The sequence below is a fragment of the Curtobacterium sp. PsM8 genome, assembly GCF_030433875.1.
Taxonomy (GTDB): Bacteria; Actinomycetota; Actinomycetes; order Actinomycetales; family Microbacteriaceae; genus Curtobacterium.
Genome location: NZ_JARUXD010000013.1, coordinates 1 through 20,195, shown reverse-complemented (window position 1 = coordinate 20,195; position 20,195 = coordinate 1). Strand labels below are relative to the sequence as shown.

The following is a 20,195-nucleotide window of genomic DNA, read 5'->3' as shown; positions in this document are numbered from 1 at the left end:
CCCAGGGTACCCAGGACAGCTGGGAGGCGCATCCCCGGGGTCGCCGTCGGCTTCAGGAGTCGTCGCGGACGCACCACTACAATCGGGGTCCGGACTGCACGGGGTGGTCCGGGACGACCACAGGGAGCGACACGTGGCGAACGACGAGGCAGAGTTCGGGACCGAGCTGCGGGGCTACCGCAAGGACGAGGTCGAACGGGCTCTGAACGACCTCCGCCGCGAGCTGATCAAGTCGAACACCGACCGGGCCGAAGCCGCGAAGGAGATCCGTCTCCTGCAGTCCCGCGTCTCGGACCTGCAGGGCGAGCTGGACGAGGCCGGCACCCCCACCTACAGCGGTCTGGGCACGCGGCTCGAGTCCACCCTCCGCGTCGCCGAGGAACAGTCCACGCGGCTGATCAGCCAGGCCGACATCGACGCCCAGCGTCTCCGAGCCAGCAGTCGCACCGAGGCCGAGCGCACCCTCCGCGAGGCCCGGGACGAAGCCCAGGTCACCCTCGAGGACGCCCGCACCCGTGCGACCAACGAGCTCTCCCGGGCCCGCGCCGAGTCCGCCGACACCGTCGAGCGCGCCCGCTCCGAGGCGGGCATCCTCGTGCAGGACGCCCGCAACGAAGCCGCCGCCGTGCGCGGAGCCGCGGTCACCGAGGCCGCCGAGGTCCGCTCGGTCGCCATCCGCGAGACCAACGCCCTCCGCGCCCAGGTCCAGCACGAGGTCGCCGAGCTGCGTGAGGTCGCCCAGCGAGAGTCCGCCGACGCCCGTCGTGCGGCCGCCGACCTCGACCGCGAGACCGAGCACCGTCGCAGCGTGTTCGAGGCCGACCAGGCACGCCGCCTCGAGGACCTCGACCGCGAGGAGACCACCCGTCGCGAGCAGCTCGACCGCACGCTGGCCGAGGCCCGTACGGCGTGGGAGCGCGAGCACGGCGAAGCCCGCCGCGCGCTCGAACTCGAACTCGAGACCGGCCGTGCCGAACTCGCCGCCGAGGTCGAGCAGCGCCGCGCCGAGCTGGCCGCCGAGATCGACGACCGCCGGAGCGCCCTCGACGAGGAACTCGCCGTCGCCCGGGCCGAGTGGGACCGTGAGCTCGCCGTCGCCCGCACCGACCTCGAGCAGGAGATCGCCGCAGCCCGTGCCCAGCTCCGCGTCGACACGGAGCAGACCGCGGCCGAGAACGCCCGGCGCGTGCAGGAGACCACCGACCGCATCGAGCGCGAGACCGCCGAGCACGCCGCCCGCATCGAGCGCGAGCGGGAGACCGCCGCTGCCGAGGCCGAGCGCGCCGCCCGCGAACACGAGAACGAACTCGCCGCACGCCGGGAGCGCGAGCACGCCGAGGTCGACACCGAGATCGCCGACCGTCGCACCGCCGAACTCGACGACCTGTTCGCCGAGCGCACGGCTCTCCGCCAGGAGATCGACACCGCGCGCGCCGGTCTCACCCAGGAGCGCGACGAGGTCCGCGCCGAGATCGCCCGCGAACGGGACGATGCACGGGCCGCTCTCGAGACCGAACTCGCCGCACGACGCGACGACGCCGAGCAGGAGTACCTCGACCGGCACCGCGCCACGGTCACCGAGACGCAGAAGTACCTGGACGAGGCGAACCTGCAGCTCGCCGAGGCCACGCGCCGCGCCACCACCGCCCGCGAGATGGCGGACCGCCTCGAGCGGGAGGCCGCTGACCTGGCACGCGAGCAGGAGACCGCCGCCCAGGAGCACGCCGCCGACCTGGTGCGCGACGCACAGGAGCGAGCACACCGGCTCGTCGCGGACGCGGAGGACCGCACCGCCGAACTGCTCGCCGACGCCGAGGACCGACTCGGGGCCATCCGGACCGAGCGGGAGGCCGTCGCCGGGTACCTGGAGAACCTCCGGGGTGTCCTCAGCCACGCAGCGGGCGTCATCGACCAGCAGGCTCCGGCGCCGGACGACCGCGTGGACGCCGACGAACCGGACGCGACCGTCCGCTGAGGGGACGCCAGGCCGCTGAGGGCACCCACCCCGTCTCCGGACCGGGTGGCTGCCGGCGGCCGCTACGGTCGCTGGTCTGCCGCGGGCCAGTGCGTCGGCAGCGGCGCACTGCCCTGCACGACGAGGTCGGCGATCGTGTCGAGCACGATGCGCACGTACTTCTCCCCCACCCAGAGGTGCTTCGCGCCGGCGACGGGGACGACCCGGACCGTCGGCGCGATCGCGAACCGTCGCGCTGCCTGGTCCGGCTGCAGGAAGTCGTCGTGCTCGGGGACGAGGGCGACGACCGGCACGTCGACCGCGGCCCAGCGGGCGAGCTCTTCGTCCGACGTCCGGTGCAGTGGCGGCGACAGGAGCACCACGCCGGCCACGTGTCCGGCCTCGACGTGCTCGAGGGCGTGTTTCAGGACGACCTCCGTCCCGAAGGACCACCCGACCAGCCACGGCGTGGGGAGCCCTCGGTCGACGACGTCCTGCACGGCGGCCCGGAGGTCGAACCCCTCGGACACCCCGTCACCGAAGACACCCTCGGAAGTCCCCCGGGGTGAGGTGACCGAGCGGAAGTTGAAGCGCAGCACCGCGATGTCGGCCAGGGCGGGCAGACGAGCCGCGGCCTTCTTGAGGACGTGCGAGTCCATGAAGCCCTGCGCAGTCGGCAGTGGGTGCAACGCCACGACGGTCCCCCGCGCGACCCGGTCGAGCGGTTCGGCGAGCTCCCCCACGAGCGTCAGGTGGTCGTCGGTGACCAGCTCGATGTCGGTCCGACGAGCGGGGAGCACGCTGCCCGACCGGATCTCGGCGCTGTCCCCGCCGGAGGTCGGCTCGGACGTCACGCGATGCTCCAGCAGTGGTGGTGCCAGTGACGGCGTGCCGCCAGGTCGGCGGCGTCGCCGAGGACGCCGTCGGCACGCCAGACCACGACGTGGGCGACGCCGGGCTCGATCGTCAGACCGCAGCCGGGGCAGACGTACTCCTTCTGCGCCGACGCAGCGGAGATCGGCTGCACCGACCACTCACGACCACGCCGGTGTTCGCTGCGGCGCCAGCCGTTGAGCATGCGGTCGAAACCGGAGTCCTCCGGCTCGACGTCATGGCCTCGGCCGCGTGGGTTCCGCGGCCGGTTGCTCCGCGGCACCCCGGACGCCGATCAGTACCAGTTGTACGAGACGCTGTGGGCCCAGGCGCCACACGGGGTGCCGTAGACACCCGTGATGTAGTTGAGGCCCCAGGTGATCTGCGTGGCGGGGTTGGTCTGCCAGTCGGCACCGGCGGACGCCATCTTGCTGCCCGGCAGCGACTGCGGGATGCCGTAGGCACCACTCGGGTTGTAGGCGTTGACCCGCCAGCCGGACTCCTTGTTCCACAGGGAGACGAGGCAGCTGAACTGGTCGTTGCCCCAGCCGCGGGCGGCGACCATCTGCTGGCCGATGGCCTGGGCGCTGCCCGGGTCCGGCGTGGCGACGGGCGCGACCGGCGTGCTCGCGACGGGCTGCTGCGCGGCCGTGGACGTCGCGGCTGCATCCGTGTCGGTCGCGTCGGCGTCCGGCGTCGCCGTGGGGGTCGGCGTCGGCGTGGGCTTCGGGGCGGGCTTCGTGACGTCGAAGCCGTCGCGGGCTGCGTCGAAGTCGCCGTAGGTGCCGTGGGCCGAGAACTGCTGCGGCACCGAGATCGGCGCCGGGGCCAGCACCGGTGCTGCCGAGGCGGCGTCCGTCTGCATCGGGTTGAAGAGCGACCCGCCGACGAAGGCCGAGACGGCGAAGAAGGAGAGGACGGGGATGGTCGAGCGCTGTCGCACGAAGCCGCCGAACGACCGCGGGGTCGTCGGCTTGACCGGAGCGAGCGCCCGGGTGCGGGCGACGCGGACGACACGCGGCGACTCCGCCGTCGGCGCGACCGCAGCGCGGGCCGCGGCGGCGTCCGAGACCCGGTTCGCGGCGACGGACACCGGCGCGATGACGGGAGCCGCGTGCTGCTCCGCCTGCGGTGCAGTCACCGGACGGACGACCGTGGTCTCCGTCGAGTCGGTTCGGTTCTTCGCCGCGCGGCGCTCACTGACGATCTGGTGATCGTCCAGTGCGCGGGTTGCGCGGTCGGATCGCTGGTCTGCCGTGTGCCTGCCCATGAGTCTGACCAGGATAACGGAACGATCACGGAAAGCGAAGCACCTGGGGCAGGTGAGTCCGGTCCGTCCGGACGGGAGGCTCGGGTCGGCCCCGGTACGGGTCCTCAGCGGACGGCGAGCATGACCTCGATGACGGCGTCGAGCAGGGCGTCCACCTGCGCTTCGCGGTACCCGCCGTGCTTCGGGCGGAACACCACCGAGCGCACCTCGGTGAGGCTGAGCGGCTTGCCGTCCTTGAAGTACCCGTGCAGTCGACGGGAGAACGCGTCGACGTCCTTCGGGTGGTACCCGGTCGTCAGGAAGCTGACGCGCTGGAACCGCTGGGCGTCCGGACGACCGAGACGCGCGACGACGTCCGAGGCCTTGCCACGGGCCTCCGCGTACCAGGCCTTCTGTCCGACGTCGGCGATCTCGCGCTCGCGCTCGCGTGCGGCGAAGGCGTCCTCGAGACGCTCGAGCGCGGCGTCCACGTGGATCGTGGAGTAGCCGCCCTTCTTCATCGAGAAGGCGGTCGCGCGGATCTTGGCGGCCTCGATCCCCGGGGCGCTGTCGTTCGCGGTGTAGGCGCGACGAGCGTCCTCGAGGAATCGATCGACCTCGTCGGAGTCGTAGCCGAGGACCGAGCGGGGGGCAGTCGGGAACGTCGATGGCACGGCGCCATTGTGCCAGGCTCCGACCAGTGCGCCACCTGGACGCGCGGGCCCGGCACCTGAGCGCCCGGCGCCCGGTCACTCGGGCCCGACCCGCCGAACAGGCTCAGTGGTTGACGACGAGGTACATCAGGTAGGCGATCGCGGCCGACGGCAGGATGCTGTCGATGCGGTCGAGCAGTCCCCCGTGCCCGGGCAGGAACGACGAGATGTCCTTGATGCCGAGGTCGCGCTTGATCATCGACTCGGTGAGGTCCCCGAGCGTCGCCGACCCGGAGATCAGCACGCCGAGGATGATCCCGGTCCACCAGGGCAGACCGAGCATCAGCCAGGTGACGAGGACGCCGACGATGATGCTCGCGCCGACCGAGCCCCCGAAGCCCTCCCAGGTCTTCTTCGGGCTGATCTTCGGTGCCATCGGGTGCTTGCCGAGGTTGATCCCCGTGGCGTAGGCCCCGGTGTCCACCGCGACGACCACCAGGATGAACCCGACGACCCACAACTGCCCCTGCGGCTGTGCTGACAGGAGCACCACGCAGGCGCCGAGGAGGGTCACGTAGGCCTGGACGAACAGCCCGTTCGTCAGGTCTCGCGCCACGCTCGACGCCGGCGGCTTCGTGCGCGACACGGCGACCTCGACCAGACGCCAGAGCGAGATGAACACGACACCGCCGAGCAACGTGAACAGCGCCCAGATCTGTCCGCCGAGGAACGCGGCCGGCACCGTCGCGATCGCGACCGCGACACTCGGGATCCGGGGGACGTCCCGGCCGGCGAAGCGCATCGCACTCGCGAGCTCGTACACGCCGAGCCCGAGCAGGAACCCCGCCACGATCATGAACGACGGCGTGTACAGCAGCAGCGAGCCGAGCATGACCACCGCGAACGCCAGGGCGATCGCGATGGCCGCCGGCAGGTTGCGACCCGTCCGTGCGGTCAGTGCCTCGTTCCGGGCACCGAACTCTGCTCGGCGCTGCCGGATCTGCGCCTCGAAGTCGTTCCGGGCCGCCCTCGCCCGCGCATCGAAGTCCTGTCGGAACCCCGACATGCGGCGGTCATCAGATGTGGGGCGGTCGTCGCCCTGGTCGGGACGGCGCATCAGACCTCGAGGAGTTCGGCTTCCTTCTTCTTCAGCGCCTCGTCGATCTGGTCGACGTGCTTCTTGGTGAGCGCGTCGAGCTCCTTGTCGCTGCGGGCGATGTCGTCGTCGGACACCTCGCCCTTCAGCGCGTCGAGGTCGTCCTTCGCCTTGCGGCGAATGTTGCGCAGGACCACCTTGTGGTCTTCGCCCTTGCTCTTGACGATCTTCACGAACTCCTTGCGGCGCTCGGCCGACAGTTCGGGGATCGTCACGCGGACGATCTCGCCGTCGTTGGTCGGGCTGGCGCCGAGGTTCGGGAAGGTCGCGATGGCACGCTCGATCTCCTTGAGCGCCGTCTTGTCGTACGGCGTCACGATCAGCGTGCGGGCTTCCGGCGTCTGCAGGGACGCGAGCTGCGCGAGGGGGGTCGGCGAACCATAGTACTCGACCGGGATCTTCTGGAAGAGCGCGGCGTTGATGCGGCCGGTACGCACGGTGCCGAAGTCGTCCTTCGCCACGTCGACGGCCTTGGCCATCTTCTCGGTCGCATCGGTCATGACGTCACTGATCACGGTGGTTCTCCTTCGGTACGGGTCGAGTCTAGTCAGTCGGCGACGAGGCGCCGGTCAGTTGCTGACCACGGTGCCGATGCGCTCACCCTGGATGGCGGCGCGGACGTTGCCCTCGCCCTCCATGCCGAAGACGTGCATCGGCATGCCGTTGTCCATGCAGAGCGAGAACGCGGTGGCGTCGACGACCTTGAGGCCCTTGAGCAGTGCGTCCTGGTAGGTCACGTGGTGCAGCTTCTCGGCGGTCGGGTCCTTCTTCGGGTCCGCGGAGTAGACGCCGTCGACGCCGTTCTTGGCGACGAGCACCTCGTCCGCACCGATCTCGAGTGCGCGCTGCGCCGCGACGGTGTCCGTCGAGAAGTACGGCAGGCCGGCACCCGCACCGAAGATGACGACGCGGCCCTTCTCGAGGTGACGCTCGGCACGCCGCGGGATGTACGGCTCGGCGACCTGGGTCATGCTGATCGCCGACTGCACGCGGGTGGCGGCACCGGCCTGCTCCAGGAAGTCCTGCAGCGCGAGCGCGTTCATGACCGTCCCGAGCATGCCCATGTAGTCGGCGCGTCCGCGGTCCATGCCGCGCTGCGAGAGCTCGGCGCCGCGGAAGAAGTTGCCACCGCCGACGACGATCGCGACCTCCACCTCGTGGGCGGCTACGGCGATCTGCTTGGCGATGGTGCCGATGACGTCCGGGTTGACGCCCAGGGAACCGGCGCCGAACGCCTCTCCCGAGAGCTTCAGCAGGACTCGTCGGCGTCCGGTCTTCTCGTCGGTCATGTCGGGGCACCCTTCGTCGTGGTCTCGTGGAAATGTACTCGGTGCGCGGGGGCGCACGACAACGGGGCCAGGAACCGGTTGGTTCCTGGCCCCGTCATGGGTTCGTTACGCGCCGACCTTGACGCGGGCGAAGCCCTGGATCGTGATGCCGGCGTTCTCGGCGGCCTTCGCGACGGAGATCTTGTTGTCCTTCGCGTAGTCCTGGTCGAGGAGCGAGATGCCCTTGATGAAGGCGTTGACGCGGCCTTCGACGATCTTCGGGAGCGCAGCCTCCGGCTTGCCCTCTTCGCGCGTGATCGCCTCGACGGTCGCGCGCTCCTTCTCGATGGCCTCGGTCGGGACCTCGTCGCGCGTCAGGTACGACGGGTTCGCGAACGCGACGTGCTGCGCGATCGAACGAGCCTCGGCGGCGTTGTCACCCTGGTACGCGACGACGACGGCGATCTGCGGCGGCAGGTCCTGGCTGGTCTTGTGCAGGTAGATCTCGAAGGCCGAGCCCTCGACACGGCGGACCGTGCGGACCTCGAGCTTCTCGCCGAGTGCGGCGGCGTTCTCGTTGATGACCTCGAGCACCGTCTTGCCGTCGAGCGGCGCGGCGTTCGCGGAGGCGACGTCGGTGGCACCGGCTGCGGCGACCGCACCGAGCACCTTGTCGGCCAGGGTCGTGAACTTCTCGTTCTTGGCGACGAAGTCGGTCTCGCTGGCGAGCTCGACGACGGTCGCGGCGCCGTTGTCGGCGGAGGCGACGACGACACCCTCGGAGGTCGCGCGGTCGTCGCGCTTGGCGACGGCCTTCGCGCCCTTGATGCGGAGCAGCTCGACGGCCTTGTCGTAGTCGCCGTCAGCTTCGACGAGCGCGTTCTTCGCGTCCATCATGCCGGCCCCGAGGTCCTCGCGGAGCTTCTTCACGTCCTGTGCGGTGAAGTTTGCCATTGACAGGCGTCCTTTCTGGACTGTGCGTGTGTGGAGAGTGGGGAGCGAGGCAGGGGCGCCGGACCGATGCCGGTCCGACGCCCCTGGTGATCACTCGGCGGGAGTGGTCTCCGCGGCCTTCTCGGCCTCGGCGGTCGGCTCGGCGTTCTTGTCGGCGTCGGCGATCGGCTCGCCGATCTCCTTCGCGGCGACCTGCGCGTCGGCGTCGTTCTCCTGGACGGTCGCGCCCTCCGGAGCGGCGTCGGCGGCCGGAGTCGCGCTGTCGCCACCGAGGAGCTCCTGCTCCCACTCGGCGAGCGGCTCGGCCGGCTCGTCGTCGTTGCCACCGTTGTGGCGGGTCTTGAGGCCCTCGGCCGCGGCGTCGGCGACGATGCGGGTCAGGAGGCCGACGGAGCGGATCGCGTCGTCGTTGCCCGGGATCGGGTACGTGATCTCGTCCGGGTCGCAGTTGGTGTCGAGGATGCCGATGATCGGGATCCCGAGCTTCTGCGCCTCGTCGACGGCGAGGTGCTCCTTCTTGGTGTCGACGATCCAGAGCGCGCTCGGGGTCCGCGTGAGGTTGCGGATACCACCGAGGGTCTTGTGGAGCTTGTCCAGCTCGCGCTTCTTGATGAGGAGCTCCTTCTTGGTGAAGCCCTTCGTCGTGTCGTCGAAGTCGATCTCCTCGAGCTCCTTCATGCGCGCGAGGCGCTTGGAGACCGTCTGGAAGTTCGTGAGCAGACCGCCGAGCCAACGCTGGTTGACGTACGGCTGGCCGACGCGGGTCGCCTGCTCGGCGATGGAGCCCTGCGCCTGCTTCTTGGTGCCCACGAAGAGGATCGTGCCACCGTGCGCGACCGTCTCCTTGACGAAGTCGTACGCGCGGTCGATGAAGGCCAGCGACTGCTGCAGGTCGATGATGTGGATGCCCGAGCGCTCGGCGAGGATGAAGCGCTTCACCTTCGGGTTCCACCGACGGGTCTGGTGTCCGAAGTGGACGCCGCTGTCGAGCAGCTGGCGGATGGTGACGACGGCCATGTGCCGTCCTCCTTCTGTGTTCTCGGCGCACGGCATGGCCGTGCACCTGGTGCGGTTGTGTCGACCACGACCGGAGGTCGTGGTCCCTGGTGCCCCGACACACAGCCGCCCGCTCGCGAGAGCGGGACCGATGACCGTGTGTGCTGCGTGGACACGCGAAGTCAGCGCGCTCGGCGCGCTGCTGGAGAAATGCTAACAGAAGAGCGGCCCGGATCACGTGCGCCGATCGGCGATGGTGATCCGGGCCTCCCGTCCGGTACTGCGGAGGTGACTAGGCCTTGGCGGCGCTGGTCTCCCCCTCGGCGCTGATGCCCATCTCCTCGAGGGAGCGGCCCTTGGTCTCGGGGATCTTCGCGATGACGAAGAAGAACGAGATCAACGCGAACAGGGCGTAGATGCCGTACGTCACCGTGAGGTTGAAGCCGGACAGCACCGGGAACGAGATCGTGACGATGAAGTTGGCGATCCAGTTGGCTGCCGACCCGATGCCGAGCGCGGTGGCGCGGATGCGGTTCGGGAACATCTCTCCGAGGAGCACCCACATGAGCGGACCCCACGTGGCGCCGAACGACACGACGAAGAGGTTCGCGAAGATCAGCGCGATGATGCCCCAGGCACCCGGCAGGCTCGGCTCACCGTCGACCATCACGGACTGCGAGAACGCGATCGCGACCATCGCCAACGAGACGAACATGCCCGCGGAACCGGCGACCAGGAGCGGCTTGCGGCCGACCTTGTCCACCAGGAAGATCGCGATGAACGTGACCGCGACGTTGACCACCGAGGTGATCGTCGAGATGAGGAACGAGTCGTTCTCCTTGAACCCGACGGCCTGCCAGAGGGTGGTCGAGTAGTAGAAGATCACGTTGATGCCGACGAACTGCTGCAGCACGGCGAGGATGATGCCGACCCAGACGATGGGCTGCAGACCGAAGCGGTTGCCGCGGATCGAGCCCTTCTTCTCGTTGGCTTCCTTGGTGATGCCGTCCTGGATCTCCTCCAGGCTCGTGTTCACGGTGTCACGCGGCACGATCTTCGTCATGACGTCGCGGGCGTCGTCCTTCCGGCCCTTGGTGAGCAGGTAGCGCGGCGACTCCGGCAGGGTGATCGCGAGGATGCCGTAGACGATCGACGGGATCACACCGACCAGGAACATCCAGCGCCAGGCCGGCAGCCCGGCGACCTCGGCCGAGGCGCTGCCCGCGGTGACGGCGAAGAACTGGTCGGAGAGCAGCGCGGCGAAGATACCGAGCGTGATCGCGAGCTGCTGGAACGAGGCCAGCCGCCCACGGATCGCCTTCGGGGAGACCTCGGAGATGTACGCGGGGGCGATGACCGACGCGGTGCCGATGCCGAGACCACCGATGAGGCGCCAGAGGACGAAGTCCCACGTGGCGAACGCGAAGCCGGAACCGATCGACGAGACGAAGAACAGCACGGCGGCCCAGAACATCACCCGGGTGCGACCCCACCGGTCCGCGAGACGACCGGCGAAGTAGGCGCCGAACGCACAGCCGATGAGGGCCGAAGCGACCGCGAAGCCGCTGGCGCCCTCGGACAGGTCGAACTCGCCCTTGATGGCCTCGACGGCGCCGTTGATGACGGACGAGTCGAAACCGAAGAGGAAGCCACCGACTGCCGCCGCGATGGCGAACAGTGTGACCTTCCCCTTGAACGCACGGTCTTCGCCGTGTCCGGTGGTCGTGTTCGACACGATGCTCCTGGATTCCCGCCGCCGTGCCGGGTGGTGCACGGTGCCCCGGCGGTCGGCTGGATCGCCGTCCGAGCGGCGTTGCGGTGTCCGGAGCGGCCCCGACAGTACCCCTTCTGCGGCTGGTCAGCACATCAGGTGTGGTCCAGCTGGTCCTGTCCTGCACCGGACGGGAGGCTCGGGGAACCGCCCACAGGTCGGCTCCGGCCCGCCCCGCGGCTGCGTCGGACACGGGAACGTGGGCCCTGGGAGGTCGGGATGCCGAACAGGTGGATGTGGCACGGGTGGATGCGGACGATGTGGATGCGGACGAGGCGGATGCGGAGCAGCGGGACGCCGGTCCGTCCTCGGCGACGGCGCGGGCGGGCGTGGCGGACGTCGGCCCGGGCGAGGCTGATGCTCACGGCGCTCCGGGCGCTGCCGGTCCTGGCGCTGCCGGTCGTGGCGCTGCCGGTCGTGGCGCTGCCGGTCGTGGCGCTGCTGTTCGTGGAACTGCCGCTGACGGCGCTGCCGGGCGTGGAACTGCCGGTGACCACGTTGCCCGTGTCCGGCGCGGTGGCAGACCCAGCCGCCGCTCCTGCCCAGGTCACCGCCACCGTGGCACCAGCGCGGTGGTCGTGGCCGACGCCGTCACGCGTCGTCATCCGACCGTGGGAAGCACCGGCGACCGACTACGGTCCGGGACACCGCGGGCTCGACGTGCCCGCCGGCCCCGGGACGCCGGTGACGGCTCCGGCGGACGGCACCGTCGCGTTCGCCGGGCAGGTCGGGGGCCGTCCGGTCGTGACGATCGACCACGGCGGCGGGTTGGTGAGCACCCTCGATCCGGTCCTGCCGTCGGTGTCGGCGGGCACGCTCGTCCGACGAGGCGACCCGGTCGGGACGGTCGGCAGCGGTCACTGTCCGGTGGCGGAGCCGTGCGTGCACCTCGGTGCCCGGGTCGACGGCCGGTACGTGGACCCGTTGCCGCTCCTGCCGAGACCCGCCTGGCCGGTGCTGCTGCCGGACGCTCAGGCCCGGGGGTGAGCGGTGCGGTAGACCTCGCGGAGGCGCGCGGAGGACACGTGGGTGTAGATCTGCGTCGTGCCGAGGCTCGCGTGCCCGAGCAGCTCCTGGACCGCCCGGAGGTCCGCTCCCCCGTCGAGCAGGTGCGTCGCCGCGGTGTGCCGGAAGGTGTGCGGACCACTCGGGCCCTCGCCGGGCAGGGCCTCGAGCAGCCGGGCGACGATGCGGTACGCGCTCCGGGTGCCGAGTCGGGCACCGCGGTCGCCGAGGAACAGGGCCGCGCCGGCGGGACGCGCGGCAGTGACAGCGGCGGCGGCTCCCGGTCTCCCAGCTGCAGCCGCCGCGGCGAGCGCCGCCCGGCCACGGTCGAGCCACGCCTCGAGAGCGTCGTGCGCCGGGACGCCGAACGGCACCACGCGCTCCTTGCCGCCCTTGCCGAGCACGCGGACGGTCAGGCGGGTCCGGTCGACGTCACCGAGGTCGAGTCCGACGAGTTCACTCACGCGGATGCCGGCGGCGTACAGCAGCTCGACCACCGCTCGGTCGCGGAGCGCCGCCGGGTCGTCGTCGGCGGCACGGACGGCGAGCCCGTCGAGCATCGCGCGCACCTGGTCCTGCGCCACGACGCGGGGTAGGTGGGCGGCGCCCTTCGGAGCCCGGAGGCGCACCCCCGGGTCGACGGCCAGCACACCGGTCTCGCTCGCCCACCGGGTGAAGGCACGGACCGACGCACTGCGACGGGCGATGGTCGACCGGGCGAGGCCGCGTTCGGTCGCCGCCCAGAGCCAGTCGCGGAGCACCTCGAGCGTGAGTCCCGCGGCCGTGAGGACCTGCCGCTCGGCGGCGAACGCCACGAGGTCCTCGAGGTCGGCACGGTAGGCCCGGACGGTCTGTTCGCTGAGGCCGCGGCCGTGCCGACAGTGGTCGAGGAACACCCGGACGACGGCCGTGAGCGTCCCACCCGCGTGCTGCTGGTCGTCCTCGGTGTCGTGCATGACGCCAGGGTACGGCTCACGTGGTCGTCCATCCCCCGGGGCCCTGCTGGACCAACCCCTGCAGTTCCGCCAGCGCCAGGGCATCGGTGGTGTCGGCGAGTGAGAGCCCGGACCGCCGGGCGACCTCGTCGAGCGGGGTCGGGCGCCGCGCGGCCAGGGCGTCGACGACACGGAGCACCTCGGGGTCGGTCCGCGCGCCGGCGATCGGGACCTCGGCCCCGGCGACGATCCGCTCCCCCGCCCACAGTCGCACTGCCGTCTCGGCCGGGTCGCGCGGTTGCACCACGATCTCCGCCCGCCGGTCCGCGATCAACCGGTGACAGCCGACCGACGCCGACGACGAGTACGGCCCCGGGACGGCGAACACCGTCCGTCCCAGCTGACCGGCGTGGTTCGCGGTGTTGAGTGCCCCGGAGCGGGCTCCGGCCTCGACGATGACGGTCGTGGTCGCGAGGGCGGCGATCAGCCGGTTCCGGGCGAGGAACCGCCAGCGCGACGGTCGGGTCCCCGGTGGACACTCGGCGAGCAGGGCGCCGTGCTCGGCCACGGCGTGCAGCAGCGCGGTGTTCGCGGCCGGGTAGAGCTGGTCGACCCCGCCGGCGAGCACGGCGACCGTCGGAGCGCCGGCGGCCATCGCGACCCGGTGCGCGACGGCGTCGATGCCGTGCGCGCCCCCGGAGACCACGACACAGCCGGCATCGGCGGCGGCGGAGGTGATCTCGGCGGCGGCCTCGGCACCGAGGACCGTGTTCGCCCGCGAACCGACGACTGCGACGGCCGGACTTCCGGCGGTGCACGGTGCGCCGCGTCGCCAGAGGACCAGCGGCGCGTGTGGGCCGAGGTCGTCGATGCCCGCGGGCCAGTCCTGGTCGCCGGGCACGACGAGGGCGCTCCCGACGGCTGACGCTGCCGACAACACGGCGTCGACGTCGAGCCGGAGCAGCCGGGGCCGCCACCGCGCGAGTGCCGGGACGAGTGCCGTGGCGGCGGACTCCACCAGGCGCTGCCGGATCTCGTCCTCGTCGCAGGCATCAACAGCAGCCCCCATCGAACCCCGTACTCGCGCACCCGCACCCGCACCCGCACCCGCACCCGCACCCGCACCCGCACCCGCACCCGCACCGACCAGCATCTCCGCCACCTCGAGCGGTCCGGTATCGAGGGCATCGAGCACGGCCCGGATCGACCGCCACGCTCCGAGGCGCGCGACGAGGTGTCCCGCGTCCGAGTCCCCCGGCTCGACGACGGTCGACCACGCCACCCGGGCCAGGACCTCGTCGTGCTCGTCACCGCCGGTCGAACGGACCGCCGAGTCACGCAGCCGGCTAAGGACAGCGCCTCGGTGCGACGGCGACCACCCGGCTCCGGTGCCGCTCACAGCGCGGTCCGCAACGCCAGCGCCCGTTCGACGTGCCGCCGCTCCGGTCGGTCGTCACCGTCGAGGTCGGCCATCGTCCACGCCAGTCGCATCACCCGGTCCCACCCGCGCATGGTCAGCGTCCCGAGGTCGAGGCCCCGGTCGAGCAGGTCCGTCGCACCGTCGGCCGCACGTCCTTCCTCGCGCAACCACGAACCGGTCACCTCGGCGTTCCGGCTCCACCCGGTCCCCTGGAGGCGTGTACTCATCCGCTGCCGAGCCTCGAGCACCGTCCGACGCGCGGCGGCGGTGGTGGGCGTCGCACCGCCGTCGGCCCGGAGCATGCCGGTCGTCACCCGCGGGACGGCGACCCGGATGTCGATGCGGTCGAGCAGTGGTCCGGACAGCCGACCGAGGTACCGCCGGACCGCACTCGGGACGCACGAGCACCCCGCGCCTCCGGTGGACCCGGCGTTGCCGCACGGGCACGGGTTCGCCGCCAGCACGAGCTGACAGCGTGCCGGGAACTCCGCTGATCCCCCGGCGCGGTGGACCGTGATGCGGCCGGCTTCGAGGGGCTGCCGGAGTGCGTCGAGCACCACCCGCGGGAACTCGGTCGCCTCGTCGAGGAACAGCACCCCGCGCGTCGCCCGTGACACCGCTCCCGGTCGGAGCTGCCCGGTCCCGCCGCCGATCAGTGCCGCGGCGGAGGCGGAGTGGTGCGGTGCCTCCCACGGCGGTCGGAGCGTCCACGAGCGCTCCCCGTGACCGGCGACGGAGCGGACGGCCGCGACCTCGAGCGCGGCGTCCGGGTCGAGGTCCGGTAGCAGTGCGGGCAGGCGTTCGGCGAGCATCGTCTTGCCGGCGCCCGGTGGTCCGAGCAACAGCACGTGGTGCCCGCCGGCCGCCGCGGCGATGACCGCACGCACCCCGATCGCGTTGCCGACGACGTCCGCCAGCTCCAGCGACGGCAGGGTGTCGTCGGGCACGGGCGGCGGCAGGACCGGGTCGGCGAAGCCCGCGGGGAGATCGGCCCCCGCGTCGATCGCGGCGGAGCGGAGCGAGTCCACGGCGGTGAGTGCGATGCCCGGGACCGCCCGCGCTTCGGTGAGGTTGCCCACCGGCAGCACGACCCGTCCGATCCCGGCGGCTCGCGCGGCCAGGACCACGGGGATGATCCCCGGCACCGGTCGGACCCGCCCGTCGAGCCCGAGTTCCCCGACGTAGACGACCCTGCGGTCGGCCCCGGGTGCGGTGCCGGCAGCGGCGAGCACGGCCATCGCGATCGCCAGGTCGAAGCCGGAGCCGCGCTTCGGGACACTCGCCGGGGTGAGGTTCACCGTGATCCGCCGTGCGGGCAGCGGGCAGTCCGCCATCGCCGCCGCGGACCGGACCCGTTCGCGGGCTTCGCCGAGCGAGGTGTCCGGCAGCCCGATGATGCTGAACGCGGGCAGCTGGCTGGTGAGATGCGCCTCGACCTCGACGAGGCTGCCCTGCACGCCGACCAGTGCCACCGCCGAGGTCCGTCCGATGTCGGTCACCCGAGCGCCTCGACGTGCTCGATCGCCACGTGGTCCGCGATCATCGTCACCGCAATGCAGTCGATCCGGATCGCCCGCGCCGTCTGGTCGCGGTGTGCATGGAACCAGGCGGGGACGAGTTGCCGGATCCGTGCGAGCTTCCGGGGCGTCACCGCTTCGAGCGGGTGGCCGGTCGTCTGCCCGGTACGGGTCTTCACCTCGATGAAGACGATCGTGTCGCCGTCCCGCGCGACGATGTCGACTTCCCCGCGGGCGCATCGCCAGTTGCGGTCGATGATCGAGAAGCCGTGCCGCTCGAGCCATTCCACGGCATGGTCTTCTCCGACATTGCCCGTCGTCCGGCGCGGATCACGTCGGGGAAGAGCGCCGCCGACGTCCGGTCGGTCTGCACGATTCGTCATGGAACAACGATGAATCACCGAGCGAAACGACCGGGCCGGTACCCGCAATCTGGGGACAACCGGGCAGAACGACCGTCCTGTGCAGGAAAGGGCCGGAAATGTTGCCGCACATGACAAAAGCCGGACAATTCCTCACGGAATGTCCGGCTCGTGCCGTGATCAGCGCTGATGCGCCGGTCGGATGCTCAGTGTGCGGCTGCGTACGCTTCCTGCACCTGCGTGGAGATACGGCCGCGGGAAGAGACCTCGTACCCGTTCTCCTTGGCCCACTCGCGGATCTTCCCGAGTTCCTCGGAGTTCCCCCGCTTCGGGGCGGACGGGCTCTTGCCCGTCGAACCGGTGCGACGACCGGCGGTCTTGCGCGCTGCGGCGATGAAGTCCGAGATCGCGTCCCGGAACTTGTCGACGTTGTCGTTCGACAGGTCGATCTCGTACGACGAACCGTCGAACGCGAACTCGACCGTTCGGCCATCGCCAGCGGCGATCGGCGAATCGTCGAGATCGTCGACGAGCTGGACAGTGACCTTCTGCGCCATCGTGCACTCCTTCAGAGTCGTTATTGCAACTCAGAGTATCGCAGCACAATGCGGAACGGTCGAATTGTACGGCGCGCCTCATTCGTCGAGCGCGAGTTCCTTCGGCAGTTCGAGTTCACGCGCGGTGAGTTCTTCGACGTTCACGTCCTTGAACGTGAGCACCCGGACCGACTTCACGAAGCGGTCGGAACGGTAGACGTCCCAGACCCACACGTCGTTCATCGTCAATTCGAAGTAGAAGTCGTGCTCGGTGTCCCGGCGCACGAGTTCGACCTCGTTCGCCAGGTAGAACCGCCGCTCGGTCTCGACCACGTACCGGAACTGCCCCACGACGTCGCGGTACTCGCGGTACAGGGCCAGTTCGACCTCGCGGTCGTAGTCGTCGAATTCTTCGTCATCCATGGCCCGCTCAGTCTAGAGCGACCGACACTCCAGAGCGACCACGGCCTCCTGACCGTCCGACCGCGCAGAACCGCCGAGAACGGCGCAGGACCGCACTCACCCGCCGACGGCGTCCAGTTCCTCGAACCCGTCCAGCGCGACACTCGACGCCGCGCGCAGCCAGGTCTTCCGGTGCAGCTCGTGCGGTCCGACCATGCGGATCGCGTCGTAGTGCGCCGTCGACCCGTAGCCCTTGTTCGACGCCCAGGCGTAGTGCGGCGCCTCGTCGTGGGCGGCGACCATCAGGTCGTCACGAGCGACCTTGGCGACGACCGACGCCGCTGCGACCGACGCGCAGTCCCGGTCGGCCTTCACCCGCACCTGGACGTCGAGCGGCCGGTGTTCGGCCGGCAGCGCGCGGGTGAGCCAGTCGAACGAGCCGTCGAGCACCACCACGGCGCCCTCGAGCGAGACACCGTCCTGCACGAGTGTCCCGATCGCCCGGGCCCCGGCCAGTCCGAGCGCGACGACGATGCCCTGTTCGTCGACGACCTGCGCCGACGCCATCCCCACCGCGGTGCGCGCCCAGCGCGTCACGACGGGGACCAGTGCCTCCCGCCGCGCCTGGGTGAGGAGCTTCGAGTCGGCGAGGCCCGGCGGCACCCGACGGACGTCGAGGGTGACGGCGGCGACCCCGACCCCGACCGGGCCGGCGATCGCGCCACGCCCGACCTCGTCGACGCCGATCACGGTGACCCGCCCGGCGGCGAGCAGCGACTTCTCGAGCCGCAGTGAGGGCCGGACCGGGGTCACTTGTCCCGCTGCTCCACCCCGGCGAAGACCTCGGGGTGGTCGTCGAGCCAGGTCCAGCGGTTGGTCGGCCACGAGATCACGAAGGCCCGGCCGGTGACGTCGGACAGCGGCACGAAGCCCTTCGACGGGGTGTCACCGTTGTAGCGGGAGTCGCGCGAGTTGTCGCGGTTGTCACCCATCACCCAGATGGTGCCCTTCGGCACGGTGACGGAGAACGGTGTCTGCGACGCACGGGTGTCACCCGCGGGCAGCTTCAGGTACGGCTCGGTCAGCGGGACCCCGTTGACCGACATCTGTCCGAGGTCGTTGCAGCAGCTCACCTTGTCGCCCGGCAGGCCGATCACGCGCTTGATCAGGTGGTCGTCGCTGTCGCCGGTGCCGAGACCGACCTGGGTGAGCAGCCAGTCCGCGGCCTTGCCGATCGGCGTCGTCGGCTGGACGTTCGGCAGGGTCTCACCGGTGAGCCACCCGCCCGGGTCCTTGAAGACCACGACGTCGCCGCGCTTGAGCTTGACGGCGCCGGGGACGAGTTCGTTGACGATGACGCGGTCGTTCACCTGCAGGGTGTTCTGCATCGACTCGGACGGGATGTAGAACGAGCGGATCAGGAACGTCTTCACCAGGAACGACACCAGCAGTGCCGCGATGAAGATGATGACGAGGTCGCGCAGGAACGTCAGGACCCCGTTGCGCGGCTTCTTCGCCGTTCGTGGCCGACGGGCTTCACCCTCTGTCGTGTCCGTCATTTCCGCTCTCGTCGACCTGTTCCCGGAAGTGCTTCCGAGATGCTCCTGCCCCGGTGGCGACGGGCTCCAGGAACGGACGAGCCCCCCGCCGATGCACAACCGTACATGGACGAGGGGCTCGCAGAGGAACCGGCTTCCCGGCGCTCCCTGTGAAGGCGATCAGTTGTCGCGCTTCTCCTTGATCTTGCGACGGGCTGCCTTGCCGCGGAGTTCGCGGAGGTAGTAGAGCTTCGCGCGACGGACGTCACCGCGAGTGACGATCTCGACGTGGTCGATGATCGGGGAGTGCACGGGGAACATGCGCTCGACACCGACCTGGAAGCTCACCTTGCGGACCGTGAAGGTCTCGCCGATGCCGTGGCCCTGGCGGCCGATGACGACGCCCTGGAAGACCTGGATACGCGAGCGCGTGCCTTCGACGATGTTGACGTGGACCTTGACGGTGTCGCCGGGGCGGAAGTCAGGGTGGTCGGTGCGCAGGGCACCGGCGGTCACGTGGTCGAGGAGCTGCATGATGGTGTCACTTCCTGCGGACGCACACGGGTCGCCGCGGATCGAATTCGGAAAGAACGAGACGTGCCCGGTGTCGGCGACTCCCCCGTGGCAGAGTCCAGCCAGGGCACGATCGATCATCATGCCACAACAAGTGCACTGCGGCCAACCGGCAGGATGGTCCCATGATCGAACTCCGCACCCCCGCCGAACTCGACGGACTGCGTGTCGCCGGCCGTTTCGTCGCTGACGTCCTGGACGCCCTGCTCGAGACCGTCGACGTCGGCGTGAACCTGCTCGACCTCGACCGCGTCGCCGCACGCATGATCGCCGAGCGCGGGGCGGAGAGCTGCTACGTCGACTACCACCCGTCGTTCGGGAAGTCCCCCTTCGGCAAGAACCTCTGCACCTCGGTGAACGACGCCGCGCTGCACGGGCTGCCGTACGACCTCGTCCTGCAGGACGGCGACCTGGTCAGCCTGGACTTCGCCGCGAGCGTCGACGGCTGGGTGGCGGACTCCGCCGTCACGGTCCAGGTCGGCACCCCGCGCGACGAGGACCAGCGACTCATCGCGACCGTCGAGCAGTGCCTGGCTTCGGGCATCGCCCAGGCGGCTCCCGGCAACAAGCTCGGTGACGTCTCGGCCGCGATCGGCTCGGTGGCCCGTGGCGCCGGCTACGACGTGAACCTGCAGTTCGGTGGACACGGCGTCGGACACACGATGCACGGCGACCCGCACGTCCCGAACGACGGTCGCCCGGGCCGCGGCCTGAAGCTCCGCCCCGGACTGGTCGTCGCGATCGAGCCGTGGCTCATGCAGGGCACGGACGAGCTCTACCAGGACGAGGACGGGTGGACCCTCCGCAGCGTCGACGGCTCGCGCGCGGCGCACGTCGAGCACACGGTCGCGGTGACCGAGCAGGGCCCGGAGGTCCTCACCCTCCGCCGGGCACAGCGCGACGCCTGACACGGGCCCGGCCGCGCACACGACGGACGGGGGGGGCCGGCCCGCCCGGGGGGGGGGGGGCCCGGGCGGGGGGGGGGGGGGGCGGGCGGCGGGGGGGGGGGGGGGCCCCCCCCCCCGCCCGCCCG

At 70.9% G+C, this 20,195-nt stretch carries 22 protein-coding genes; 3 read left to right on the top strand and 19 right to left on the bottom strand.

Features of this window, described 5'->3' with window-relative positions; all coding sequences use genetic code 11:
- The first annotated feature begins 133 nt into the window (after nucleotides 1-133).
- Entirely contained in the window at nucleotides 134-1,975 is a 1,842-nt protein-coding gene (locus QCD68_RS04775; protein WP_301222212.1) for a hypothetical protein, read from the top strand.
- Between the two features lie 62 nt (nucleotides 1,976-2,037).
- On the opposite strand, the gene QCD68_RS04770 is transcribed toward QCD68_RS04775, so the two are convergent.
- The 10 genes from QCD68_RS04770 to QCD68_RS04725 all read right to left on the bottom strand — a co-directional run bounded on the left by QCD68_RS04770 (nucleotide 2,038) and on the right by QCD68_RS04725 (nucleotide 10,838).
- Nucleotides 2,038-2,808, bottom strand: coding sequence for an alpha/beta hydrolase (locus tag QCD68_RS04770; protein WP_301222211.1), 771 nt, complete (start codon nucleotides 2,806-2,808; stop codon nucleotides 2,038-2,040).
- The gene (locus tag QCD68_RS04765; protein WP_441005168.1) at nucleotides 2,805-3,110 is read right to left on the bottom strand and encodes a hypothetical protein; all 306 of its coding nucleotides are present in this window, start codon (nucleotides 3,108-3,110) and stop codon (nucleotides 2,805-2,807) included. Before QCD68_RS04765 ends, QCD68_RS04770 begins: the two co-directional genes overlap by 4 nt.
- Nucleotides 3,111-3,122: 12 nt before the next feature.
- Nucleotides 3,123-3,770: a transglycosylase SLT domain-containing protein gene (locus tag QCD68_RS17480; RefSeq protein ID WP_441005169.1), complete on the bottom strand. Its 648-nt coding sequence runs from the start codon at nucleotides 3,768-3,770 to the stop codon at nucleotides 3,123-3,125.
- Nucleotides 3,771-4,201: 431 nt separating this feature from the next.
- The gene (locus QCD68_RS04755; protein WP_301222209.1) at nucleotides 4,202-4,750 is read right to left on the bottom strand and encodes a DivIVA domain-containing protein; all 549 of its coding nucleotides are present in this window, start codon (nucleotides 4,748-4,750) and stop codon (nucleotides 4,202-4,204) included.
- Between the two features lie 103 nt (nucleotides 4,751-4,853).
- Complete coding sequence (locus tag QCD68_RS04750; protein ID WP_301222208.1) at nucleotides 4,854-5,795, bottom strand: phosphatidate cytidylyltransferase; 942 nt, start codon at nucleotides 5,793-5,795, stop codon at nucleotides 4,854-4,856.
- 50 nt (nucleotides 5,796-5,845) lie between these two features.
- Nucleotides 5,846-6,400: a ribosome recycling factor gene (gene frr, locus QCD68_RS04745; RefSeq protein ID WP_111043857.1), complete on the bottom strand. Its 555-nt coding sequence runs from the start codon at nucleotides 6,398-6,400 to the stop codon at nucleotides 5,846-5,848.
- A gap of 54 nt (nucleotides 6,401-6,454) precedes the next feature.
- Nucleotides 6,455-7,174 carry a UMP kinase gene (gene pyrH, locus QCD68_RS04740; RefSeq protein ID WP_301222207.1) on the bottom strand — a complete coding sequence of 240 codons (720 nt, stop codon included), beginning with the start codon at nucleotides 7,172-7,174 and terminating at the stop codon, nucleotides 6,455-6,457.
- Between the two features lie 105 nt (nucleotides 7,175-7,279).
- Nucleotides 7,280-8,107 carry a translation elongation factor Ts gene (gene tsf, locus QCD68_RS04735; RefSeq protein WP_301222206.1) on the bottom strand — a complete coding sequence of 276 codons (828 nt, stop codon included), beginning with the start codon at nucleotides 8,105-8,107 and terminating at the stop codon, nucleotides 7,280-7,282.
- A 90-nt stretch (nucleotides 8,108-8,197) separates the two neighbouring features.
- Entirely contained in the window at nucleotides 8,198-9,124 is a 927-nt protein-coding gene (gene rpsB / locus QCD68_RS04730; RefSeq protein WP_301222205.1) for a 30S ribosomal protein S2, read from the bottom strand.
- Nucleotides 9,125-9,395: 271 nt separating this feature from the next.
- Nucleotides 9,396-10,838, bottom strand: a complete 1,443-nt coding sequence (locus QCD68_RS04725) for a sugar porter family MFS transporter (RefSeq protein ID WP_356840205.1) — start codon at nucleotides 10,836-10,838, stop codon at nucleotides 9,396-9,398.
- Between the two features lie 393 nt (nucleotides 10,839-11,231).
- On the opposite strand from QCD68_RS04725, the gene QCD68_RS04720 reads away from it, so the two are divergent.
- Entirely contained in the window at nucleotides 11,232-11,861 is a 630-nt protein-coding gene (locus tag QCD68_RS04720; RefSeq protein WP_301222204.1) for a M23 family metallopeptidase, read from the top strand.
- Here the strand turns inward: QCD68_RS04720 and QCD68_RS04715 are convergent.
- The 9 genes from QCD68_RS04715 to rplS all read right to left on the bottom strand — a co-directional run bounded on the left by QCD68_RS04715 (nucleotide 11,846) and on the right by rplS (nucleotide 19,123).
- On the bottom strand, nucleotides 11,846-12,835 hold the full coding sequence (locus tag QCD68_RS04715; protein WP_301222203.1) for a tyrosine recombinase XerC: 990 nt from the start codon (nucleotides 12,833-12,835) through the stop codon (nucleotides 11,846-11,848). The genes QCD68_RS04720 and QCD68_RS04715 overlap by 16 nt on opposite strands.
- A gap of 16 nt (nucleotides 12,836-12,851) precedes the next feature.
- The gene (gene dprA, locus QCD68_RS04710) at nucleotides 12,852-14,213 is read right to left on the bottom strand and encodes a DNA-processing protein DprA (RefSeq protein WP_301222202.1); all 1,362 of its coding nucleotides are present in this window, start codon (nucleotides 14,211-14,213) and stop codon (nucleotides 12,852-12,854) included.
- Nucleotides 14,210-15,733, bottom strand: coding sequence for a YifB family Mg chelatase-like AAA ATPase (locus QCD68_RS04705; protein WP_301222201.1), 1,524 nt, complete (start codon nucleotides 15,731-15,733; stop codon nucleotides 14,210-14,212). Before QCD68_RS04705 ends, dprA begins: the two co-directional genes overlap by 4 nt.
- Nucleotides 15,730-16,134: a YraN family protein gene (locus QCD68_RS04700; protein WP_111075583.1), complete on the bottom strand. Its 405-nt coding sequence runs from the start codon at nucleotides 16,132-16,134 to the stop codon at nucleotides 15,730-15,732. The genes QCD68_RS04705 and QCD68_RS04700 overlap by 4 nt, the downstream gene beginning before the upstream one ends.
- Before the next feature lie 185 nt (nucleotides 16,135-16,319).
- Complete coding sequence (locus QCD68_RS04695) at nucleotides 16,320-16,670, bottom strand: histone-like nucleoid-structuring protein Lsr2 (protein WP_301222200.1); 351 nt, start codon at nucleotides 16,668-16,670, stop codon at nucleotides 16,320-16,322.
- Nucleotides 16,671-16,748: 78 nt separating this feature from the next.
- Nucleotides 16,749-17,072, bottom strand: coding sequence for a DUF2469 family protein (locus QCD68_RS04690; RefSeq protein ID WP_110826150.1), 324 nt, complete (start codon nucleotides 17,070-17,072; stop codon nucleotides 16,749-16,751).
- Between the two features lie 96 nt (nucleotides 17,073-17,168).
- On the bottom strand, nucleotides 17,169-17,864 hold the full coding sequence (locus tag QCD68_RS04685) for a ribonuclease HII (RefSeq protein WP_301222199.1): 696 nt from the start codon (nucleotides 17,862-17,864) through the stop codon (nucleotides 17,169-17,171).
- Nucleotides 17,861-18,610, bottom strand: a complete 750-nt coding sequence (gene lepB / locus QCD68_RS04680; RefSeq protein ID WP_221852354.1) for a signal peptidase I — start codon at nucleotides 18,608-18,610, stop codon at nucleotides 17,861-17,863. The genes QCD68_RS04685 and lepB overlap by 4 nt, the downstream gene beginning before the upstream one ends.
- Before the next feature lie 159 nt (nucleotides 18,611-18,769).
- Entirely contained in the window at nucleotides 18,770-19,123 is a 354-nt protein-coding gene (rplS, locus tag QCD68_RS04675; protein WP_110826147.1) for a 50S ribosomal protein L19, read from the bottom strand.
- Nucleotides 19,124-19,287: 164 nt separating this feature from the next.
- Between rplS and map the strand changes: the two genes are divergently transcribed.
- Nucleotides 19,288-20,070, top strand: a complete 783-nt coding sequence (gene map, locus QCD68_RS04670; RefSeq protein WP_301222198.1) for a type I methionyl aminopeptidase — start codon at nucleotides 19,288-19,290, stop codon at nucleotides 20,068-20,070.
- The last annotated feature ends 125 nt before the right edge of the window (nucleotides 20,071-20,195 follow it).